The sequence below is a fragment of the Candidatus Poriferisodalis sp. genome (assembly GCF_965215815.1).
In the GTDB taxonomy this organism is placed as follows: Bacteria; Actinomycetota; Acidimicrobiia; order Acidimicrobiales; family Poriferisodalaceae; genus Poriferisodalis.
The window spans coordinates 184,504-204,471 of sequence record NZ_CBDCEO010000013.1; the positions used below are offsets into that span (position 1 = coordinate 184,504).

15 protein-coding genes, 1 tRNA gene and 1 pseudogene are annotated in these 19,968 nt (G+C 66.6%); 3 read left to right on the forward strand and 14 right to left on the reverse strand.

From position 1 onward, the window contains the following. Positions 1–8: 8 nt before the first annotated feature. From glyA to argS, 11 genes and pseudogenes are all read right to left on the reverse strand, one after another. Positions 9–1,292, reverse strand: coding sequence for a serine hydroxymethyltransferase (gene glyA, locus ACOOHB_RS10850; RefSeq protein WP_420446897.1), 1,284 nt, complete (start codon positions 1,290–1,292; stop codon positions 9–11). 6 nt (positions 1,293–1,298) lie between these two features. Beyond that, positions 1,299–1,742: pseudogene (gene rpiB / locus ACOOHB_RS10855) on the reverse strand (ribose 5-phosphate isomerase B); the annotation flags it as partial. Positions 1,743–1,771: 29 nt separating this feature from the next. Beyond that, entirely contained in the window at positions 1,772–3,304 is a 1,533-nt protein-coding gene (prmC, locus tag ACOOHB_RS10860) for a peptide chain release factor N(5)-glutamine methyltransferase (RefSeq protein ID WP_420444860.1), read from the reverse strand. 32 nt (positions 3,305–3,336) lie between these two features. Next, complete coding sequence (gene prfA, locus ACOOHB_RS10865; RefSeq protein WP_420444861.1) at positions 3,337–4,443, reverse strand: peptide chain release factor 1; 1,107 nt, start codon at positions 4,441–4,443, stop codon at positions 3,337–3,339. A gap of 33 nt (positions 4,444–4,476) precedes the next feature. Further along, positions 4,477–5,538, reverse strand: coding sequence for a hypothetical protein (locus tag ACOOHB_RS10870; RefSeq protein ID WP_420444862.1), 1,062 nt, complete (start codon positions 5,536–5,538; stop codon positions 4,477–4,479). A 97-nt stretch (positions 5,539–5,635) separates the two neighbouring features. After that, positions 5,636–5,893, reverse strand: a complete 258-nt coding sequence (locus ACOOHB_RS10875) for a type B 50S ribosomal protein L31 (RefSeq protein ID WP_420444863.1) — start codon at positions 5,891–5,893, stop codon at positions 5,636–5,638. 72 nt (positions 5,894–5,965) lie between these two features. Next, positions 5,966–7,378, reverse strand: coding sequence for a hypothetical protein (locus tag ACOOHB_RS10880; protein ID WP_420444864.1), 1,413 nt, complete (start codon positions 7,376–7,378; stop codon positions 5,966–5,968). Between the two features lie 189 nt (positions 7,379–7,567). After that, positions 7,568–8,968: a threonine synthase gene (gene thrC, locus ACOOHB_RS10885; RefSeq protein WP_420444865.1), complete on the reverse strand. Its 1,401-nt coding sequence runs from the start codon at positions 8,966–8,968 to the stop codon at positions 7,568–7,570. Positions 8,969–8,992: 24 nt separating this feature from the next. Further along, positions 8,993–10,336 carry a homoserine dehydrogenase gene (locus tag ACOOHB_RS10890; protein WP_420444866.1) on the reverse strand — a complete coding sequence of 448 codons (1,344 nt, stop codon included), beginning with the start codon at positions 10,334–10,336 and terminating at the stop codon, positions 8,993–8,995. A 91-nt stretch (positions 10,337–10,427) separates the two neighbouring features. Next, positions 10,428–11,816 carry a diaminopimelate decarboxylase gene (gene lysA, locus ACOOHB_RS10895; RefSeq protein ID WP_420444867.1) on the reverse strand — a complete coding sequence of 463 codons (1,389 nt, stop codon included), beginning with the start codon at positions 11,814–11,816 and terminating at the stop codon, positions 10,428–10,430. A 21-nt stretch (positions 11,817–11,837) separates the two neighbouring features. Then, positions 11,838–13,544, reverse strand: a complete 1,707-nt coding sequence (gene argS, locus ACOOHB_RS10900) for an arginine--tRNA ligase (RefSeq protein ID WP_420446898.1) — start codon at positions 13,542–13,544, stop codon at positions 11,838–11,840. 212 nt (positions 13,545–13,756) lie between these two features. On the opposite strand from argS, the gene ACOOHB_RS10905 reads away from it, so the two are divergent. After that, a complete protein-coding gene (locus ACOOHB_RS10905) occupies positions 13,757–14,647 on the forward strand; it encodes an ABC transporter permease (protein WP_420444868.1) in 891 nt (296 codons plus the stop codon). Between the two features lie 48 nt (positions 14,648–14,695). Continuing rightward, positions 14,696–14,767: transfer RNA gene (locus ACOOHB_RS10910), tRNA-Arg, on the forward strand. Positions 14,768–14,805: 38 nt separating this feature from the next. On the opposite strand, the gene ACOOHB_RS10915 is transcribed toward ACOOHB_RS10910, so the two are convergent. Next, on the reverse strand, positions 14,806–15,087 hold the full coding sequence (locus tag ACOOHB_RS10915) for a hypothetical protein (protein ID WP_420444869.1): 282 nt from the start codon (positions 15,085–15,087) through the stop codon (positions 14,806–14,808). 10 nt (positions 15,088–15,097) lie between these two features. Further along, entirely contained in the window at positions 15,098–15,709 is a 612-nt protein-coding gene (locus ACOOHB_RS10920) for a hypothetical protein (protein ID WP_420444870.1), read from the reverse strand. Between the two features lie 145 nt (positions 15,710–15,854). On the opposite strand from ACOOHB_RS10920, the gene ACOOHB_RS10925 reads away from it, so the two are divergent. Continuing rightward, entirely contained in the window at positions 15,855–15,998 is a 144-nt protein-coding gene (locus ACOOHB_RS10925) for a hypothetical protein (protein WP_420444871.1), read from the forward strand. Positions 15,999–16,063: 65 nt separating this feature from the next. On the opposite strand, the gene ACOOHB_RS10930 is transcribed toward ACOOHB_RS10925, so the two are convergent. Continuing rightward, on the reverse strand, positions 16,064–19,783 hold the full coding sequence (locus tag ACOOHB_RS10930; protein WP_420444872.1) for a Calx-beta domain-containing protein: 3,720 nt from the start codon (positions 19,781–19,783) through the stop codon (positions 16,064–16,066). Between the last annotated feature and the right edge of the window lie 185 nt (positions 19,784–19,968).

Genomic DNA, 19,968 nt, shown 5'->3' on the forward strand with positions numbered 1-19,968 from the left:
CGCGGTTTCTAGCGGTCGTAAGGGGGGAAGGCGGCGCAGAGTTCGGCGATTTCGGCGCGCACCGTGGCGATCACGTCCTCATCGTCGGGGGCCCGCAGCACCCGTGATGTGAACTCGGCAATTCGGGCCATCTCGGCCGGTCCCATGCCCTGGGTGGTGACCGATGGGGTGCCCATCCGCAAGCCGCTGGTGACGAACGGCGAGCGTGGATCGTCAGGGATGGAGTTGCGATTGAGCGTGACACCGGCCGCATCGAGCGCTTCCTGGGCCACCTTGCCGGTCAGGTCGGCGTCGAACGTGCGCAGGTCGATGAGCAGCAGGTGGTTGTCGGTGCCGCCCGAAACCAGCCGGAAGCCTTGGCTGCCGAGCGCGTCAGCCAGCGCTGCAGCGTTCTCGACGATTCGGGCCTGGTACTGAGCGAACTCCGGGCGTGCGGCCTCGGCGAAACCCACTGCCTTGGCTGCAACCGCGTGATCAAGCGGACCGCCCTGGCTGCCGGGGAACACTGCTGAGTCGATGCGCTTGGCGTATTCCTGAGTGCACAGAATCGTTCCGCCGCGTGGTCCGCGCATCGTCTTGTGGGTGGTGAAGGTGACGATGTCCGCGTACGGCACCGGGTTGATGTGCACGCCGCCCACGATCAGCCCGGCGATGTGCGCGGCGTCGAACATGAACACCGCGCCGATCTCGTCGCAGACCTCGCGGAACGGCACCGGGTCGATGCGGCGCGAATAGGCGGTTGCGCCCGCCACGATCAGCTTGGGCCGGTGCTCGCGCGCCAGCCCGGCCATCGCGTCGTAGTCGATCCGCTCGTCGCTTCGTGTCAGGCCGTAGCTGACGAAGTTGTAGAGCCGTCCGCTCACGTTCACCGGCGACCCGTGTGTGAGATGGCCGCCCTGGTCGAGGCTCATGCCCATCACGGTGTCGCCGGTGTCGAGCAGCGCCAGGTACACCGCAGCGTTGGCCTGCGAGCCCGAGTGCGGCTGCACGTTCGCGTGCTCCGCGCCGAAGAGCGCCTTCACCCGGTCGATGGCGAGCTGCTCGGCAGTGTCGGCGTTCGCGTTGCCGCCGTAGTAGCGGCGGCGGGGGTAACCCTCGCTGTACTTGTTGGTGAGCACGCTGCCGGTCGCGGCCATCACCGCGGGAGAGGCGAAGTTCTCTGATGCGATGAGCTGCAGCGTGGTCATCTGGCGTTCGAACTCGGCTTCGAGCACCGCATCGATCTCGGGATCGCCGAGCGGCGCCCAGCTTGCAGACCGCGGGTGGGCGGGGCCGCGTGGATTCCCGTCGATCTTGCGGACCCGCGGCTCATGGCGCCCACCCTCGAAGGCCGCTCCAAGGAAGGCGTCAAGTGCACCGGTGGCCAGGTCTGAGTCAAGCAAACGGGCGCCGAGGCAGAGCACGTTGGCGTCGTTGTGCTCGCGAGCCAGCCGGGCCGAGGTCTCGTCGTGCACCGTGGCGGCCCGGATTCCCGCCACCTTGCCGGCCGCCATGGCGATGCCAATACCGCTGCCGCACACGGCTACGCCAAACTCCGCCTCTCGAGCCGCGACTGCCTCGCCGAGCGCTGCACCGAAATCGGGATAGTCGACCGCGTCGGGGCCGTTGGTGCCGAGGTCGACGACGTCGTAACCGCCTGCACGCAGGTGCTCTGCCAAGCGATCTTTCAGTTCCCAGCCAGCGTGATCGGCCGCGAGCGCGATAGCCGGCTTTCTTGAGATTGGCGAGTTGCCGTGAGCCACCGCGCAAGTCTCGCAGCCGCCGATGCCCCTCAGGCGTCAGATTCTTCGGGAAATTCTGCGAATTCGAGCGATTCTTCGGCCACGGCACCGGTTCGCAGGACAACGGGCTGGTCTCCGGTGACATCCACCACGGTGGATGCGGTGCCACCCGATGCGGTGCCAAAGATGATGCAACCAATTCCCGGCAGCGTGGCAAGGCCCGCAGCTGCCTCTACGGCGCTGGCCGGCGTCTCGTCGCCGTGACGGTTCGCGCTCGTGCCCGTCACTGGTCCGACCTCGTCGATGAGCCAGCGCAGCCAGCCCAGCGCCGGCGCTCGGACGCCGAGCGTCTCCCGGCCGTGCAACGGGTCTAGACCCCCTCGGCGCCGCGCCACCAGCGTCAGACCGCCCGGCCAGTGTCGCTGCGCGAGCGCGCGGGCTTGTGGGGACAGCTCCACCAGTTCGTCGGCCTGTTCGAGGCCCGACACCAGGATCGGCATCGGCTCGCTGTGGGGACGCTCCTTGGCATCGCACACGCGGGCGACCGCAGCGGTGTCGGCGTAGCGAGCCATGACACCGCAGAGAGTGTCGGTGGGCGCCACGATGAATTCGCCGGCGCGCAGCCGCTCGGCCGCTTGGTCAATGGTCGATGCGTCGGGTTCAGAGCGCGGGCGCGACGCAACGAGCGCCCGATCGAGACCCGCCAAGTCGCGCTCGATTCGCACCTCTTCGTAACCGCGTGCGACCGCCATGGCCGCGACCGCCGATGCCTGTGCCGTCGCGATCTCCAGCACGAGCAGGCCGCCCGGTGCCAACCAGATGCGGGCGTCACGCACAATCGTGCGTACCGCGTCCAGTCCGTCCGGTCCGGCGTAGAGCGCCCCGTGTGGCTCCCAATCGTCGATCTCAGCGGAAAGCACCTCGCCGTCGGCCACATACGGAGGGTTGGACACAATGAGATCAAGTCGTCGGAACCGCAGCTCGGTCACGCAGTCGTTCCCGACGTGCAGTCCTTCGAGTGCTTCGAACCAGCTCCCTTGATGCAGCGAGACGCGGGTGGCTGCACTTCCCAGACCGGCCATGTTCGCTGCCGCCAGCGACAGCGCGTCGGCTGAACTGTCGGTGGCGTACACGCGGGCCTGGGGCACCTCGTGTGCGATCGACAAGGCGATCGCGCCGCAGCCCGTGCCCAGATCGACCACGTTCACTTCTGCCAGACGCCGTCGGCGCACTGTGCTTTGGAGCCAGTCGATGGCGATGCCCGCAACCACCTCCGTCTCAGGGCGAGGGATGAGCGCACGGAGGTCGGTGGCCAGGTCGAGCTTGCGGAAACCCCAGCTGCCGAGCACGTATTGCAGCGGCTCGCCCGCCACCCGACGGGCGGCCATGGCGTCGGCGTGCGCCACCATGCGCACAGTCATCGGCGTCTGCGGCGCCAGGGCGACCTCGGCGGCGTCGCGCCCGCTGGCCTCCGCCGCGATGCGGCGCGCGCTCACCTCAGGTTCGGGCACACCGGCAGCCTCGAACTGCGCACGCAGTCCCCGGTACAGGTCCCCCAGCATCAGCCCGTCGGGATGGGCCATGACCGAGCTCCGTTTCCTTCCCCGGCGACGGTTCAAGCACCGCCGTCGGCGACCGCAGCTGCCAAGAGCTGCTCGCGCTCAGCACTAGCTAGTGCCTCGACGATCTCGTCCAGCTCGCCGGCCAGCACCCGGTCCAGCTTGTAGATCGTGAGACCCACCCGGTGATCGGTGACCCGGCTCTCCTTGAAGTTGTACGTCCGGATCTTCTCGGAGCGGCCTCCGCCGCGGACCTGGTCCCGCTTGTGGGCCGCCACCTCTGCTGCGTGGGCCTCTTGCTGGAGCTGCAAGAGCCGCGAGCGCAGCACCCGCATGGCCTTGGCTCGGTTCTGAAGCTGGCTCTTCTCGTCCTGCATCGACACCACCACCCCGGTGGGCTTGTGGGTGACCCGCACCGCCGAATCGGTGGTGTTGACCGACTGGCCTCCCGGTCCCGATGAGCGGAACGTGTCGACGATGAGATCGTTCGGATCGATCTCGACGTCCACTTCCTCGGCTTCGGGCAGCACGCTCACTGTCGCTGACGATGTGTGGACGCGGCCTTGGGACTCCGTCACGGGTACTCGCTGCACTCGGTGCGGTCCGCCCTCGTGCTTCAGCGTCCGCCACACGCCGGGACCGCGCACCGCGAACGTCACGTTGGTGAACCCGCCCATGTCGCTGTCCTGACTGCCGAGCAGCTCGAACGACCATCTCGGCTGCACGGCCACATACGCCCGGTACATCTCGAACAGGTCTCGTGCCCAGAGGTTGGCTTCCTCGCCGCCCTCGGCCCCCTGGATCTCCACGATGACATCGCGCTCGTCGTTCGGATCCTGGGGCAGCAGCAGATCCTTCAGCCGCTCGTCGAGATTTGCTGCTCGCTCGGTCGCGGCCTCCAGCATCTCTGAGGCCTCGGCCGCATCGTCGCCGACGCTGGCGTCGAGGAGGTCCTGGGCGGCTTCGGCGTCGGCCTGTGCATCTCGAGCCTCGTGGGCGACGTCGATGATCTCGCCGATCCGAGCGAGTCGCCGGCCGAGTTCGGCGAACTGCGCCCGGTCGCCCGAGGCCACGCCTTCGCCGAGCTTTCGCTCGAGTTCGGACCGCTCGGCCTCGAGCGCGACAAGCCGTTCAGATTCGAAGGCTTCGAGGGCGCCCAACACGCGTTCAGGCTAACTGCGGGGGTAGTGGGCGGATCAGTGACCTATGGCGGTGGTGGTGCGCCACCCGTCGTCGATCTCGACGATCTCGGCTGGTCGTATGAGCCTGGTCGCCATGGCTGCGACGATGTCGTGCGCATCGCGGCGAGCCAGCGCCACGACCAGCTCGGCTTCCGGATCGAGCAACAGACGAGCGTCGGCGGCGAATGGCACGACGTCAAGGTCGATGCCGACGCAAGTGACGACGACCAAGCGACGACCATCGGACCGCACGCCGTACGCGACCGCAGGCGCCGATTCTTTGGGTCCACTCCGCGGCAGGGGCGGAGACGCAGCGCGCAAGCGGCTCGCACCTACGAGTTCCGGCTGGCGCAGCAGCAGTGATCGGAGCCAGCGAGCCGCGCCCATGCGGTTGAGCGGATGCGGCGACGCCCCCGGCGAGCGATGTATCCGCACCACCTCGGCGACGCGGCGGATGGCCTCGGGCGTTGGCTCACCGGCGTGCAGCAACGAGAAGGCCTCCCGATCGTGAGCGCCCACTCCGACCTCGATCTGCCACACCACGGAAGGTTCGTCGGGATCACCGCCGTCGGTGTCCTCACCGCTGCTGGTGGCCACAGCGACGATGCGAGCTACTTCGAGACCCTCTACCTCGCCGGTGATGACGCCGTGCTCGACTGCAATCTCGACACCGGCAACGCCCAGCAGGGCCACCAGCTCGGGAACTCGGGGAGGAGCTGGCTCGGTCGGTCGCGGTGCCGCCCCTGCGAGAGCGGCACTGGGCCCGTCGATCTGCCACACAGTGGGTGCCGTGCCAAAGCACGCTGCCCGCCGAGCGAGCACGTCGCTGTGGTTCTCGGCAAAGACATGCACACTGTCGCAGCCAGTGCGCACCGCCATTGCCAACGCGCCGCCCAGCGCCCGCTGGGGTCGCTCCTGGGCAAGGCACAGCACCGTCGGCTCGGCGTCCGCAACAACGGCCAGGGCTCCGTCATCGGTGCCCGAGACTTCAGCCAGATCCACGCCGAGCACGGAGCGGGCCAGGGCTCGCAGCTTCGCCGCGTGCAGGGCCCGGATGCGATCAGCGTCGAGCGCCATGGTGGCTGCCGTCAGACGTGGGGGGTTTCGAGACTGCGGTGCCGGCCCATTGGTGATGCTCGTAGCACCCGCCGGCCGCGCCGAACCGGTGGCCCGTTCAGCTCCGCCGCTTCCGCTGGCCGTAGCGGCGCTCGAAGCGCTCCACGCGGCCCGCCGTGTCGACGATCTTCATCTGCCCGGTGAAGAAGGGATGGCTGGCACTGGACAGCTCAACGTTGGCCAGCGGATAGGTGTTGCCGTCGGCCCACTCGATCGTGGCGTTGGTCTCGACAGTGGACTGGGTGAGGAACGCGAAATCGGCGCTGGCGTCGCGGAACACCACGGGCCTGTAGTTCGGATGGATATCGCTCTTCATCGTGTTCCCTGATTCGAAGGTTCCGGGGCAGTCAGCCTAAGGCGCCTGGGGTGCAATCGCATCGAGTGCAGATCAACGGTGCTCACCGAGGCTGAAGCTGTGGTCGCGGTCCACCGAGACCTCGCCGGCCTTCAGATCAGCGATTCCCGGCAAGCCCCCAACGAGCGCTATCTCCAGGTTCGCCGCTTCGCGCAGCCGCGCCGCCACCAGGTCGTCGACTGGGTTGCCCGTTGACGTCCGTGCCGTTGCCACCATGGTGATGGAGCCGGCGTCTTCCAGATTCCGGGCGCCTCCGAAGAACCGCAGCGTCGACGAGATGGCTGCGCCCACGGTGTCGGCGGGCTGATGTCGCCCGTTCCCACTTGCCGCGTAGGCACGAGCAAGCCGCGTCAATCCGTCGAAGAGGATCACGACGTCGTCTCCAGACTCCGCCATACGCTTCGTGCGCTCCAGCGTGAGCTCGGCCACGGCAAGGTGCTCTTCGGGCGGCCGGTCGAACGTAGACGCCAGGACCTCGCCCGAGGTCTCCAGCCGGCGGGTCAACTCGGTGACATCCTCGGGCCGCTCCTCGATGAGCAGCACGATCAGGTGGATGTCTGGATGTTGGTCGCCAATGGCAGTGGCCATTGCCGCCAGCAGTGGTGATGCAGAGCGCGTCCCACTGGCCGTGAGCAGGCCGCGTGAACCCATTCCGATCAGGGCGAGGTCGTCGACGGTCGCGAGAGTTCCTGCACGCTGGGGGCCCGCGAGCGGCAATGCGTCTGTGGGCAGCACCGGTGTGAGTTCATCAAACAGCGGTCGGTCAGGTCGTTCGGGCGGCAGCTCGCCATTGAGCGTGTCAAGGCGCAGCAGTGCAGGGTTGCGCTCGCTGCGGGCCGCTGGACGGCTGACGCCGGTGATCCGGTCGCCGCGGCGCAGGTCGTACTGACGCACCTGCCGGGCCGCGATATAGACATCGTCGGCCGAAGGCAGCGGGCCAGCAGTGCGCAGGAAGCCGTAGCCCTCGTCTCGCAGGTCGAGCAGGCCATCGCAATGCACGGTCTCGCCGACAATCGGTCCGTCGTCTCGGCCTCGACCGCGGCGGCGGCTGCGGCGGTTGCCTTCCTCGGCCACTGGGGCATCGGGCCCGGATCCCTCATCGTCGGGTTGCGTATCGCCGGCGTCCGCTGGCGGCGCGTCCCGATCATCGACGACCGGCGGCGAATCGGCTTCGGCTTCGGCTTCGGCGTCAGAGCCGCTCGAAGCGACGGGTTGAGGCGGCGGTGCTGGTGTACGGGTGCGCGTCGTGACCTTCGGAGTCTCCGCAACCGCTTCGGCCGGATCTTCGGCCACGCCTCCTGTGTCGCCGTTGGCGCCCTCGGGCGCAAGGATGGCGCTGATGATCGTGCCCTTGCGGGCACGGGGTGCTACCTCGATGCCGAGCGCCGCGGCGATCTGGAGCAATTCGTCTCGCTCCTTCGCCTCCAGCAAGGCACGATCCGGCATGTCCGACATGGCTACCTCAGAAGCTCTGGCTTGCTCTCGCGACGCCGTTCGGGCCGCGAAGTGAGTTTGCGTTTCCTGTGCCGGGCCTTGGCGCCCGACACAGCGATCTGGTCCCGTGACGCCCGAGCGAGCCCTGCACTGGGGGAACCGTCGATCAACGCTGACGCTACCGCCAGCCGCCCCAAGCCACTACTGCCCGGCAGCGGAAGTGACGAAGTCGCGGAGGGTGGCGAGGTCGTTCGGGAGAGCGGTGAGGTACTCGTCGCGGTCGGCAAGGGCGGCCAGCGACGGTGGCAACTCGGGTTGTCGGCCGGTGGCTTCGACTACCGCCTCGCCGAATTTGGCAGGGTGTGCGGTGGACATGACGGCGATGGGAGTGGTCCATCCGCCGGGCGGAGCGTCACGGCGCGCCACCGTGAGTGCAACCGCCGTGTGCGGGTCGATGAGCCGGCCGTCGGCTTCATCCACCGCCGCGATCGTGGCGGCCACCTCGTCCTCGCTCGCAGAGCCGGCATCGAAGCCCGCACGCAGGCCAGCAAGTACATCAGGCGCCAATGCCAAGGAATCCTCTGCACGGAAGTGAGCCATGTCGGCTGCGAGCGCAGCGCCGCGGCGGCCACCCAGCTCGAACAGCAGCCGCTCGAAGTTGCTGGACACACCGATATCCATGGCCGGGCTGGTCGAGGGCCGCACCTCGCTGATGGACATGTCGCCGGTGCGGTGGGTGCGAGCCAGGATGTCGTTGTGGTTGGTGGCAACCACGAGCCGGTCGATCGGGACGCCCATGCGGCGGGCCACATCGCCCGCAAGCACGTTGCCGAAGTTGCCGGTCGGCACGCAGAACGACACGGCCTGCTCGGGTGCGCCCAGCTTCACCGCAGTGGTCACGTAGTAGACGGTCTGCGCAGCCACGCGTGCCCAGTTGATGCTGTTCACCGCTCCGAGCCGCATCCGCTCGCGCAACGGTCGGTCGCCAAACAGCGCCTTCACCAGGTCCTGGCAATCGTCGAAGGTGCCGTTGATGGCCACGTTGTGAATGTTCGGGCTGTCCACGGTGGTCATCTGGCGTCGCTGGATCTCGGTGACCCGGCCAGCCGGATGCAGCATCACCAATTCGATGCCCTCGCGGTCACGGCACGCCTCGATGGCCGCCGAGCCGGTGTCTCCTGAGGTGGCGCCCACGACCGTCATGGTCGTGGCGCGCCGGGTGAGCTCGTGTTCGAACAGACGACCCAGCAGCGCCAGCGCCACGTCCTTGAACGACAGCGTCGGCCCCCGGAACAGCTCCACGAGGTGTTCACCTGTGGCCAACTGGCTGGTCGGCACCACTTCGGGATGGGTGAACGTGGAGTACGCGTCGAGGGTGAGTGCGGTCAGATCGTCGACGTCCAATGAGGGCGCCACAAATGGGGCCAGCACCCGTGCTGCCACCTCGTGGTACTCGAGTTCAGCAAAATCAGCCAGGTCGTTCGCACTGATCGCCGGCAGTTCAACAGGCACATACAGCCCGCCGTCGGAGGCCAGGCCCTCGAGCAGCACATCGCCGAATTCCAGGATCGGGGCATCGCCCCGGGTGCTGAGGTAACGCATGCTCAGGCCAGTCAATCCCGCCGGCTACTCGCCGATCACGCGGATCGCGTTGCCGATGCTCCGTACGGCGTCGAGGTTGCGCACGTCGCGCAGCGTTGACGCCACGTCGGCTTCGCGAGCGCGGTGGGTGATGAACTCCAAATGCGCTATGCCGTCGGCCGCACCGCCCCGGGTTGTCTGCTCGACCGAGCGGATTGACACCCCGTGCTGGCCGAAGACGCCAGCCACCGCGGCAAGCACGCCGGGCTCGTCGATGACGTCGAACTGCAGGTGGTACGCGGTGTAGGTCTCGTCGATGGGCCGCAGTCGCGCCGCCGCCAGCGGGCCGAAGCCATCGCAGACGCCCCGGCGCAGGTTCTGCGACACCGTGATGAGGTCGCCCAACATGGCGCTGGCGGTCGGAAAGCCGCCCGCACCACGCCCGTAAAGCATGAGCTCTTCGACGGCTTCTCCCTCGAGGAAGACTGCGTTGAAGGCGTCGCGCACCGAGGCCAGTGGATGGTCGATGGGCACCATCGCCGGATGCACTCGCACTGCGATCTCGCCGTTCTGACGCTCAGCCACTGCCAGCAGCTTGATGACATGGCCCATCCGGGCAGCCGCAGCGATGTCGTCCTTGCCGATCCCGCTGATGCCCTCGGCGTAGACGTCGCCGGCCACGACCTTGGCACTGAATGCGGTCATCGCCAGGATCGCCGCCTTGGCTCCAGCATCGAATCCCTCGACGTCGGCCGTCGGGTCGGCCTCGGCGTAGCCCAGACGCTGCGCCTCACCCAGCACGTCGGCGTAGTCGGCCCCGTCCTCGGTCATCCGGGTGAGGATGTAGTTGGTCGTACCGTTCACGATTCCCATCACCCGGGTGATGCGCTCGCCGACGAGCGAGTTGCGCAGTACGCCGATGAGCGGGATCCCGCCCGCTACGGCAGCCTCGAACGCCAAGTCCACGCGGTTGGCCGCGGCCGCGGCGAACAGCTCCTCACCGACATTGGCGATGAGCTCCTTGTTGGCGGACACGACGGGCTTGCCTGCATTGAGGGCGGCGGCAACCAGGTGCCGGGCAGGCTCGATGCCGCCCATCGCCTCCACAACCACGTCCACGTCATCGGCGACCACCAGCGATTCGCTGTCACGAGTCAGTACTCCGTCAGGCAGCTCCACCGTTCGCTCGGCGCTGAGATTGCGAACCGCAACCCGGGTGACCTCGAATTCCAGCGAGGTACGACCCACGAGATACGCGGCGTCGCGCTGCAGCAGTGACGCCAGCGCCGCCCCGACGTTGCCGCAACCCAGAATGCCGACGCGCACCGAGCGGGGCGCGCCCGCATCATCGGCGGGAGGGTGCATGGGCTCGGAAGCGGCTTCGGGCACGGCGGAAACGGTACCGGCAGCGCACCCGCACCCCAGCAGTATTTTCAGCTTCGAGTCGGAACGGTGCCAGCGCGCAGGGGGCGCCGACTCTCTACAGAACGTCGAGCGCCACCATGTCGTCGACGGTTTCGCGGCGGATCACCAGCCGGGCATCGCCGTCGGCCACAAACACCACGGCCGGGCGGCCGATGCGGTTGTAGGGGGCGCCCATCGAGTACCCGTATGCCCCTGTCACCGGCGTGGACACCAGATCGCCCGAACGGAGTCCAGCGGGCATCGGGGCTGAACGCACGATCACGTCGCCCGATTCGCAGTGCTTGCCCACCAGCCTCACCCGGTCGGGACGGGGCTCGGCGGCACGGGCCGGCATGAACGCCGTGTAGTCACTGCCGTAGAGCATCGGGCGCGGGTTGTCGCCATAGCCGCCGTCGACGGCCGCATAGGTACGTACGCCCGGCACTTCCTTAATGGCTCCCACCGTGTAGAGCGTCACCGCTGCCGCTGCAGCAATGGCACGCCCCGGCTCAGCCGCAAGTCGCCCCCCGAGGCCGTGTTGGGTGCTCAGCGCATCCCATCTCTGCGACAGGACCGCACCCCACTCGCTGATCGTCGGTGCCCGCTCCGATTCCACGTAGGCGACGCCGAGCCCACCGCCGATCGACAGCTCATCCAGACAGCCGGCAGCCAGCCCCGAGCCACCGAACAGCGGGGCCGCGAACTCGGCAACCACCTCCAGCGCCTTGGCCAGGCTCTCCACCCGGAACACCTGACTGCCGATATGGCAGTGGATGCCCACGAGCTCGACCGAAGCCGAAGAAGCGGCCCGCTCGACTGCGGCATTCGCAAAGCCCTGGGCGATGCCGAAGCCGAATTTGGAGTCGGCCTGCCCGGTCGAGATGTACTCGTGTGTCTCTGCCCTCACGCCGGGCGTGACCCGCAACAAGACCCGCGGCACTACCCCGTCGGCACGGTGCAGCTCGTCGAGACGGTCCAGCTCGTCGGCCGAATCGACGACGATGCGGCCCACACCTGCTGCGCGAGCCATCGCCATCTCTGCGACTGACTTGTTGTTGCCGTGCAGCACGATCCGCTGCGCCACGCTCTCGGCGGCGGCGCCATCGAACGCCCGCAGCACGGTCGCCAGCTCGCCACCGCTGGCCACATCGACATCCATGCCCTCGGAGATCGCCAGCCGGGCCATGGCCGCGCACAAGAACGCTTTAGCTGCATACGCCGCTCCCCCATCGAAAGCCGCAACGGCCTCGCGGCAGCGCGCACGCAGGTGCGCTTCGTCATAGACGAACAACGGCGTGCCGAACTCGGCGGCCAGGTCGACCAGGTCGCAACCGCCGACTCGCAGGCGCCCCAACTCGGACACCTCGGAGGTCTCGGGCAGCAGCCGCAACGGGATCGGGTCGCTGGGATCGTCGGCAGGCGCCTCGGTGCCACCGGCTGCGGTGCTGGGTGAATCAGGGCTCATGGCCGGACCGTCACTTCCCGCTCACATCGCCGACGGCGCGTCCACGCCGAGGAGGTCCAACCCGATCGCTAAGCCGATGCGCGTGCCCTCAGTCAGGCAGAGCCGAGCGTCGCGCACCTCCGGCAGCACGTCGCAGTGCAGGATCGGGCAGTCGTGGTAGAAGCCGTGGAAGGCGCCAGCCAGGTCGCGCACCCATGTCGTCACCCTGTGGGGTGCCCGATCTCGCAGCGCGATCTCCACCACTGAGGGCAGTACCTCGAGCGCTCGCAACAGCGCCAGCTCGCGCTCGCCGTCGAGCGACGACAGATCAGTGCCGGCAGGCGGTACGGGCGCGACCCCATCCGATTCAGCTCGGCGAGCTACCGACGCGATGCGAGCATGCGCGTACTGCACGTAGAAGACCGGATTCTCCGAGGCCTGCGCCGACAGTAGGTCGATATCGATGGTTTGACGCGAGTCGATCGACTGCAGCAGGAACGCGAAGCGCGCCACGTCGGGACCCACCGCGTCGATGAGCTCGCGCACTTCCACCATCGTGCCGGTGCGCTTGGACAGCTCGATGATCTGGCCGTCGCGCATGAGCGTCACGTTCTGGCCGACGATCGCCTCGTAGGAATCGGGCGGGTGCCCCAGCATTTGCATGGCTGCTGCGATGCGGGGTACGTAGCCGTGGTGATCGGCTCCCAGAACGTCGATGACCTGACTGCCGCGGCCGAACTTGGCGTCGTGGTAGGCGATGTCAGGCACGAAGTAGGTGGGTTCGCCGTCGCTGCGGTACAACACCCGGTCCTTGTCATCGCCGAACTCGCTGGTGCACAGCCAGACAGCCCCGTCCTCCTCATACACCCTGCCGGCATCGCGAAGCCACCCCATGGCGTCGTCCATGGCTCCGGAGTCCACCAGCGAAGCCTCGCTCTGCCAGCGGTCGAAGCTGACGTTCATGGCCGCCAGCGACTCGCCGACGTCGCGCAACGCCCGTTCGATACCCCATCTCGCAGCGAAGCGAACTTCGATGGAACTACCGACGGGAATCGGCGCGTGCCCCTCTTCGAGCGCCGCAATTCTCAACAAATTCGATACATCGGCTTCAGCCCCCGCACCCGCACGCAATTTGGCCGCGAGTTCGCTGGCCCACTCCACGACGTAATCGCCGTGATAGCCGTCGTCGGGCACCGGCTCACCGGTCATGCGCGCCACCAGCGACTGCCCAAACAGCTGCACTTGGGCGCCGAGGTCGTTCACGTAGTACTCGGTGACGGTCTCATAGCCGCAGCGACGGAACAGGCGGGCAAGGCTGTCGCCGTACGCACCCCACCGCCCTCCGCCAGCATGCAGCGGTCCGGTTGGGTTGGCAGAGACGAACTCCAGGTTCACGGTCTGGGACTGGCCGATGTCGGGGCAGGCGTAGCCCTCGGTCCCCTCGCGCAGGACCGAGACCAGCAGCTCGTGCAGCCACGACGGCGCCAGGTGCAGGTTGACGAATCCTGGGCCGGCGACCTCGGCGCGTTCGAGGTGCGGCAGGCCCGCGAGCTCGAGTTGGGCCACGACGCTTTCCGCCAGCTCGCGCGGAGCCATCTTGGCCGCCTTTGCGTACACCATGGCAGCGTTCGACGACCAGTCTCCGTGATCGGCTCGGGATGGACGTTCCAAACGAAGACGCGACGTGTCGGCGTCGATGCCAAGACCCGCAAGGGCACCTGCGATCGCGCCGGTGAGCGCCTGCTCCATCACCGTTGCGAAGCTACCCCTGCTGGACGCTGCTCCCGGGCTCAATTGCGGCCGAACAGCCGCAGCTTGTCGTTGCCTCCTCGCCGGCACCGATGATGTACGAGCCTGCATCGCACCCGGCTCTCGGCGCGGCGTAATTCGCCGCACGGGGTGTCCCCGCACATTCGGCGGCGTGAATGCCGCGCTCTTCGGCGGCGTGACAACCTCGCGCTATGGATCTCGACCTGACGTGGGTCAACGTTGCCGCCAGCTTGACTCTGGTGGCCGCTGTCGTAGTGCTGTCTGCATGGCTGCGCCTGGGCATCACGCGAAGTGTGGTCGTGGCGGCAGCACGAGCAGCGGCACAGCTCTCAGCGGTGGGCGGCGTGCTCATCGTGGTGCTGCGGCCAGAAGCCGCCCTCGTGTGGTCGTGGCTGTGGGTGGCCGCCATGGTGGTGCTGGCGACCGGCGTGGTGCGGCGGCGCACGCAGCGGCTCAAACCGTTCCAGCCGTCAACCGTCTTGATCGTGGCGGCGGTGCTCGTGCCGCTGAGTGTCTGCCTCGCAGTGACATTCGGGCTGGGCGTATTTGACCTCACGCCGACAGCGCTGGTGCCGATCGCCGGCATCCTGCTCGGCAATTCGCTGCCGACAACGATTGCTGCAGCCGCACGCATAGAGGAACTGCTGTTCGACGAACGCGGCCAGATCGACGCCATGCTCGCCTTGGGTTTTGACAGCAGCTCGGCAATCCGCCCGCAGGTTCGCAAAGCGATCCGATCAGCACTCGTCCCTCAGGTGGAGCGCACCAGCGTGGTGGGCCTGGTGGCGTTGCCCGGCGCGATGACCGGCATGATCCTGGCGGGCGCCGACCCGCTCGACGCCGTCGCCGCACAGATGATCGTGATGTTCCTGATCTTGGGGGGCGTCGCGTTCACCGTCGCTGTCGTGGTGCTCGGGACTGCCCGCAGCGTGATGACTCCCGACGGTCGCGTTGCACGGCCGCTTCACGCCCCAGCCGTGCCCGGCGGCGCGTCTGGCGACCCTCGACGCCGACGACACAGCCTCGTGCGGCGCTGGCGGCTGGACGTCTTTGCAAGAGCGGGGCGCGACGGCGGTCGGTAGCTTTGCCGGGCATTGAGTCCGGACATTCGAGCTGAATCCGGACTTTCAGCCCTCGTAGCTCAGGGGATAGAGCATTGGCCTCCGGAGCCATGTGCGCAGGTTCGAATCCTGCCGAGGGCGCGGTGTGATGTCGCGAGACATCCGAACCCCGCGGGGCTTCAATCTGCGACGAAGTAGTAGTCCCGCAGAGGTTGCAGATAATCGTCAATGGGTGGATACCCCTCGCGAAAGTAATTGGGGTGGGTCAATCGCAGGGCATCCTCGGAGGCTGCTCCCAGCAAGACCGCTTCGATGCGCGTTCCCCAGTGCTTGCTCTCGGCCTCGGCGCACTGCCTCATTGCCGTCTCGAATTCCGACGACGGGTATTCCGAAATACTCAACTGCTTGCGCCCATCGTGGTCATACAAGATCACGTAGTAGTTGTCTCTTGCTACGTCCATGGATGCTTCCTCAACTCGGAAGAAAACTCCTCAACGGCGAACTTGGCCGCGAGATATGCATCGCGGGTTTCCTCGGGCGACATGTTCGCGAACGTGGGTTCACTCTGGGCAATTGCATCGGCCGCATCCCGGAAGCGAGGACCTCGGGGCTGCCTTCTCCTCCTTTGAAGTCTACGCGCGAAACATTGGAGGCCTCTTCAACCAGAGTTGCCCAAAGGTGCTGGGAGACAGTGCGCAACTGAATCTCGACGCGGCATCCGAACTCGATGGGACAGACATGAATGGCGCGGTAGCCGGAGATGCGGGGCTGAGCCACGTAGTCGTCGATCTTGACCTGCTCGGCCTCCCATGACTCCAGCAGGCGATCACGCACTCTGTTCACTGCGTCTTGATTTCCAAGGACAACGCGGTGCCCCGTGACGTCCTGCATCTGAGTCAGTCGCATCGTCGGTCGCCGATGCAGCTTCAGCGCTATCGAACTCACGCGCTTGATGCGGCTGGCCCTGTCAACGAGCCAGTCGCCATCCTGTTGGACGCCGAGCCGAATCTTGACTTCTGCGCCGAGCATTGATGCTCGGTGCGCGACCTTGAGACGTGCGATCACGCCGAGCGCTTCGTCCAACTCGGCTCTGGTCGGAAAGTCAGTGCCGCTCGACCGCACCCGTCTCAAGACCCTGCCCGCAGCATTGACAGCCGAAGCGCTCGGTCTTGACACGGCGTCAGACCGTAGCCGTGGAGCCGGTCCAACTACCCCCCATTTCCGGCGCGTGCGCAGCCTTGTCGTCGTCAACTTGCCGGAGGCGTCGGGAATGGTCGACGTAACTCAGTCGGCGGCTGACCAGCCGGTCAACTCGGTGCGCTGGATGACGATGGCAGCGCCGACCGGCGGTTGGGTGGCGTACTGGGGATAGCGCTCGCACAGCAACGACAGCAGTCGGCGCTTGGTACCGCGGGGTGGTCGGTTGGGGGGTGCGGGTTAGCTGTTGGATAGGAGGATGCGGCGTGCGGCGCGGGCGGCTGTGTCGGTGCGGGTGCTGCCGGTGATGCGCCGGATGCTGGCAGTCTCGGGGGCGATCTCGGTGATGGCTGTTCGGACATCATTGGTCACAGCAGCAGTGCCGCCCACGATGATGACCTGAGCGGGCCGGTACTCAACGATCAGCGCCGCAGTCGCTTCAGGCAGCGTTCCTTGATTGGTGTAGGCAACCGCAGCGTTCTCCGTCGCAGCAGCCAACGCCGCCGCCACACCGACATCAGGCGGCGACCAGCCATTCGCGATCACCAAGGTCACACCCTCGGGCGCCCCAGCAGGGTTGCCCAGCACACGCCGTGCTGCCTGCGCGGCGGTGTCGATGCGGTCGACGCCCGACAACCGCGAGATGCTGGCATCGCCCGCCACAGCAGCAATCGCGTCCTGCACCTCCGAACTGATCGCAACAACCCCGCCGACCAGGACCACGCGCGCGACCTCATAGTCCCGCAGCAACGCCGCCGATGCCTCGGGCAGCGTGCCTGCGCGCGTGTACACCACCGCTGCGCGACCGCTGCGCGCAGCCAGCGCCGCCGCTACGCCGATATCAGGCGAAGACCAGCCATTGGCCACGACCACAGTGACCCGCCCCGCCCCCGAGGGCGTGCCCAGGATGCGCCGGGCGGTGACCGCCGCCGTCTCAACACGATCCGCGCCAGCCAACCGAGAAATCGACGAACCAGCCGTCGCAGCATCGATCTGGGTGCGCACGTCACGAGACACCGCAGCGTTGCCGCCGACAATGATCACCTCAGCAGGCAAGGCCTGTCTCAACAGCACTCTCGTCGCCTCAGACAGCTCATCGCCCGCCGTGTACACCACCACCGCACCCGGGGTACGCGCCGCCAACACCGACGCCACACCCACATCAGCCGGCGACCACCCATTGGCCACCACAAAGGTCGCAACACCCACATCGAAATCGCCGCCACCACCGCCGCCACTGCCGCCACTGCTGCTGCTGCCACCGCCGGTGCCGGTGCCCGTGCCCGTGCCCGTGCCACCGCCCGTAATGGTGCCGACGAAGTCGATACGTGCGGGTGTTGCATCTGACCCGCTGCTCTTGCGCCAGCCGATCTCGATGGTTTCGTCGCTTTCGGTCACGCCGTCATCGACGATGGTGATTTCGAAGGTCGCCGAGAGATCTTCCGCCGGCACAGTAATGACGGCATCGGAACCGCCAAAGAAATCCAAGTAGTCATCCCCGCTCGTCGCCGTGCCACCAACGTCCGAGCCGTCTTGGGGTGTGCTGTAGGAGATGTCGGCGGAGCTCGGATGGCTGAGCTGCAGGGTCAGGGTCATGGTCCCGTCGTCTTCGCCGACGCTCTGCGCGTCCATGGAAGCCGTGGGCTGCTGCTCGTTGTCGCGGATGGTGACGTCGGCGCTGTGCGGCGTGGTCAGCGTCGCGAGGCTGGGGCTGTGCAACTCGACGCTGAAGTTCTCACTTAATGGTTCATAGATGTTGTCGTTCAGGATCTGGACGGTGATGGTCTTTGAGGTCTCACTCGGTGCGAAGGTCAACGTCCCCGTTTTGGAGCTGTAGTCGGCGCCTACGACTGCGCTGGCATCTGCCGTCCTGTAGTCCACGGTGACCTGCGACGATGTGTCTCCGCTCTTGTTGACGGTCAGCACGGCCGAGCCCGACTGCTCATTCACGGTGTAGGAATCCGCGGAGAAACTCAGGGTGGGAAGCTCCTCCCGAGTCAACGTCACCTGATAGGTCTTCGTGGTGGAGCCGTCCTTCGCCGTCACCTCCACCTCGATGACGTTCTCGCCCGGTGACAAGTCGATGTTGCGTACGGCCTTGCTGTTCCTCATCGCGGGGGTCCCAACGGAAAACGCGTAGGTCGCTTCGATGTCGATTGTCGTCACCAGCGCGGTGATCTGGTCCACATCGTTCGCCACCGACGCCGTGTAAATGAAGCTGTCCTCAAAGAAACCCAGCGGGTCCTTAATGGCAGTTTCCGGGTGCAGCGTGATCGCGATGTCGCCTTCCGAGTTCATGTCCATCGGGTCCGTCAGCCCGCGATAGTCCAGCGCCATGCTGGCCAGCCTCGCTTCGGAGTCGTCGGCGAGCTTCACGCCCACCGTCACGCTCTCGCGATGTTTCTGGTTCCAGGCGAGGCCGTCGGGAGCCTCCCAGACATACTGCGGCAATAAGTGGTTCTCCGAATCTTCGTCGGCGATCAACATCTCCTCGTCGAGGTAGAACACCGAGCCGTCCGGCAAGTACTCGCCGAGAGCGATCGTCACCAAGTGGTTGAACGGACTACCGGGCGGCTGAACGGTGTTGATGATCTGCGTGACCGTCCAAGTCGTCCCCTCGCCGTCGTCGATGATCGTGTCCGCGAGATCGCCGTCGGCGATCTCGGGGGCGAAGCCGTAGAGCGTGGAGCTCCCGTCATCAAGGCTCCCAATCGTCAGCGCGGTACACCAGTGGTAGCCGGCCGGACAGGAGTTGGTTCTGTCGTCGTCGACCACCGTCACCGACACGACGGCGGGGTTAAGGACGTCGTACTTGGGGTCCGTACTCGACACGCTGTGGGTCAACGTGACACTGTCGTTGGCGGCGTCTACGTCACTGCGTCCCGTCACTTTCACCGTCTGGGGCGTATCCCAATTCACGGGGGTGAAGTTCAGCGTGGTCGTCACCAGGGTCACACCGGCGCTCGGCTGCGCCGCGACCGTCACCTCGACGTCCGCCGTGGGCTCGGAGTTGAGGACCACCGTGTAGCTGCGCCCGGTGGGGTTCCCCTCGCGCACGGCCAGCGAAGACTCCGAGACGGTGACTCCCGCTCTGTCGTTGTAGTCGGTGATCGTCACTTGGCTTTGGCATAAATTATTCCCACATTTCAGACCGCCCTCTTTGACAAGGTTGCGGTACTCTGGGGCCAGCCCCGAAGTTATTGTCAGTTCGACTTCGAATTTCTCGTTGCCCTCGTCGACGTCGTCGCTCAAGATCGTGATGTCGACGGGCACCTCCGCCCTGAACCTGGTCCCGTCCGCCACATAGCTCGACGCCGGAATTTCGACGACAACCGAGCGGCCGACGTAATCGTCGTCGGCTGTCGCCCCGCCCGCAGCCGTCGATACCGAGTATTCGCTTGGAACTATCGGTTTATCTGCCCCTTCGCCGGTGCGCGCCACCAGCTTGACCGTCAGCTTGCTTTCCGTCTCCGGGACCGTGTATTCGTCCTTATCGAATCCCACGGTGAGCGCGACCACGATCGACACCTCCGCCTCACTCGACATTCCCACGTCATAGCCCGAGCCATCGACCACCGTCGCCGTCAGCTTTCCGCTGGCGATTTCCTCTCCTGTGCTAACGCTGAAATCCGCCCAGCCAATCGTCAGCACCTTCGTGTCCGAACCCGCCGCAAACGTCACCTGCCGGGACAGATTCGACGTCGGCTTCAGGAACTGTCCCTCCCCTGGGTCCAACTCCACCTCCACCTCCAGTTCATCAGTCGTTGAGCCGGTGCGCGTCAGCGTGAAGCTGACGTCGGTGTAGGCCCCGAACACCTTGCTCGACTGGTCCGCCACGATCGTCACCACCGGATCGGCTGCCTGCGCGGAGACCGCTTGCGGGACTGTCAGCACGGACGCCGCCAACGCCACGATGGCGACCAAAGACCCCGCCCCCCCCCGAGAAGTGCGTGCCTTCATCATGTTCCTCCGCCCCTTCGATGGCGCAGGATATTCTAGAAGTAGTAATGCTGATTATTATGTGCAGACGGCAGGTCGCCGATAGAGGCCGTGAGACATCGTGACCGGAGGCAGTCTCGTCTGGAGCGTCCAGCCGAGGTTCCCATGTCTCGCGACGCATGGTTCCTGTGTCCTGAACCGACCGC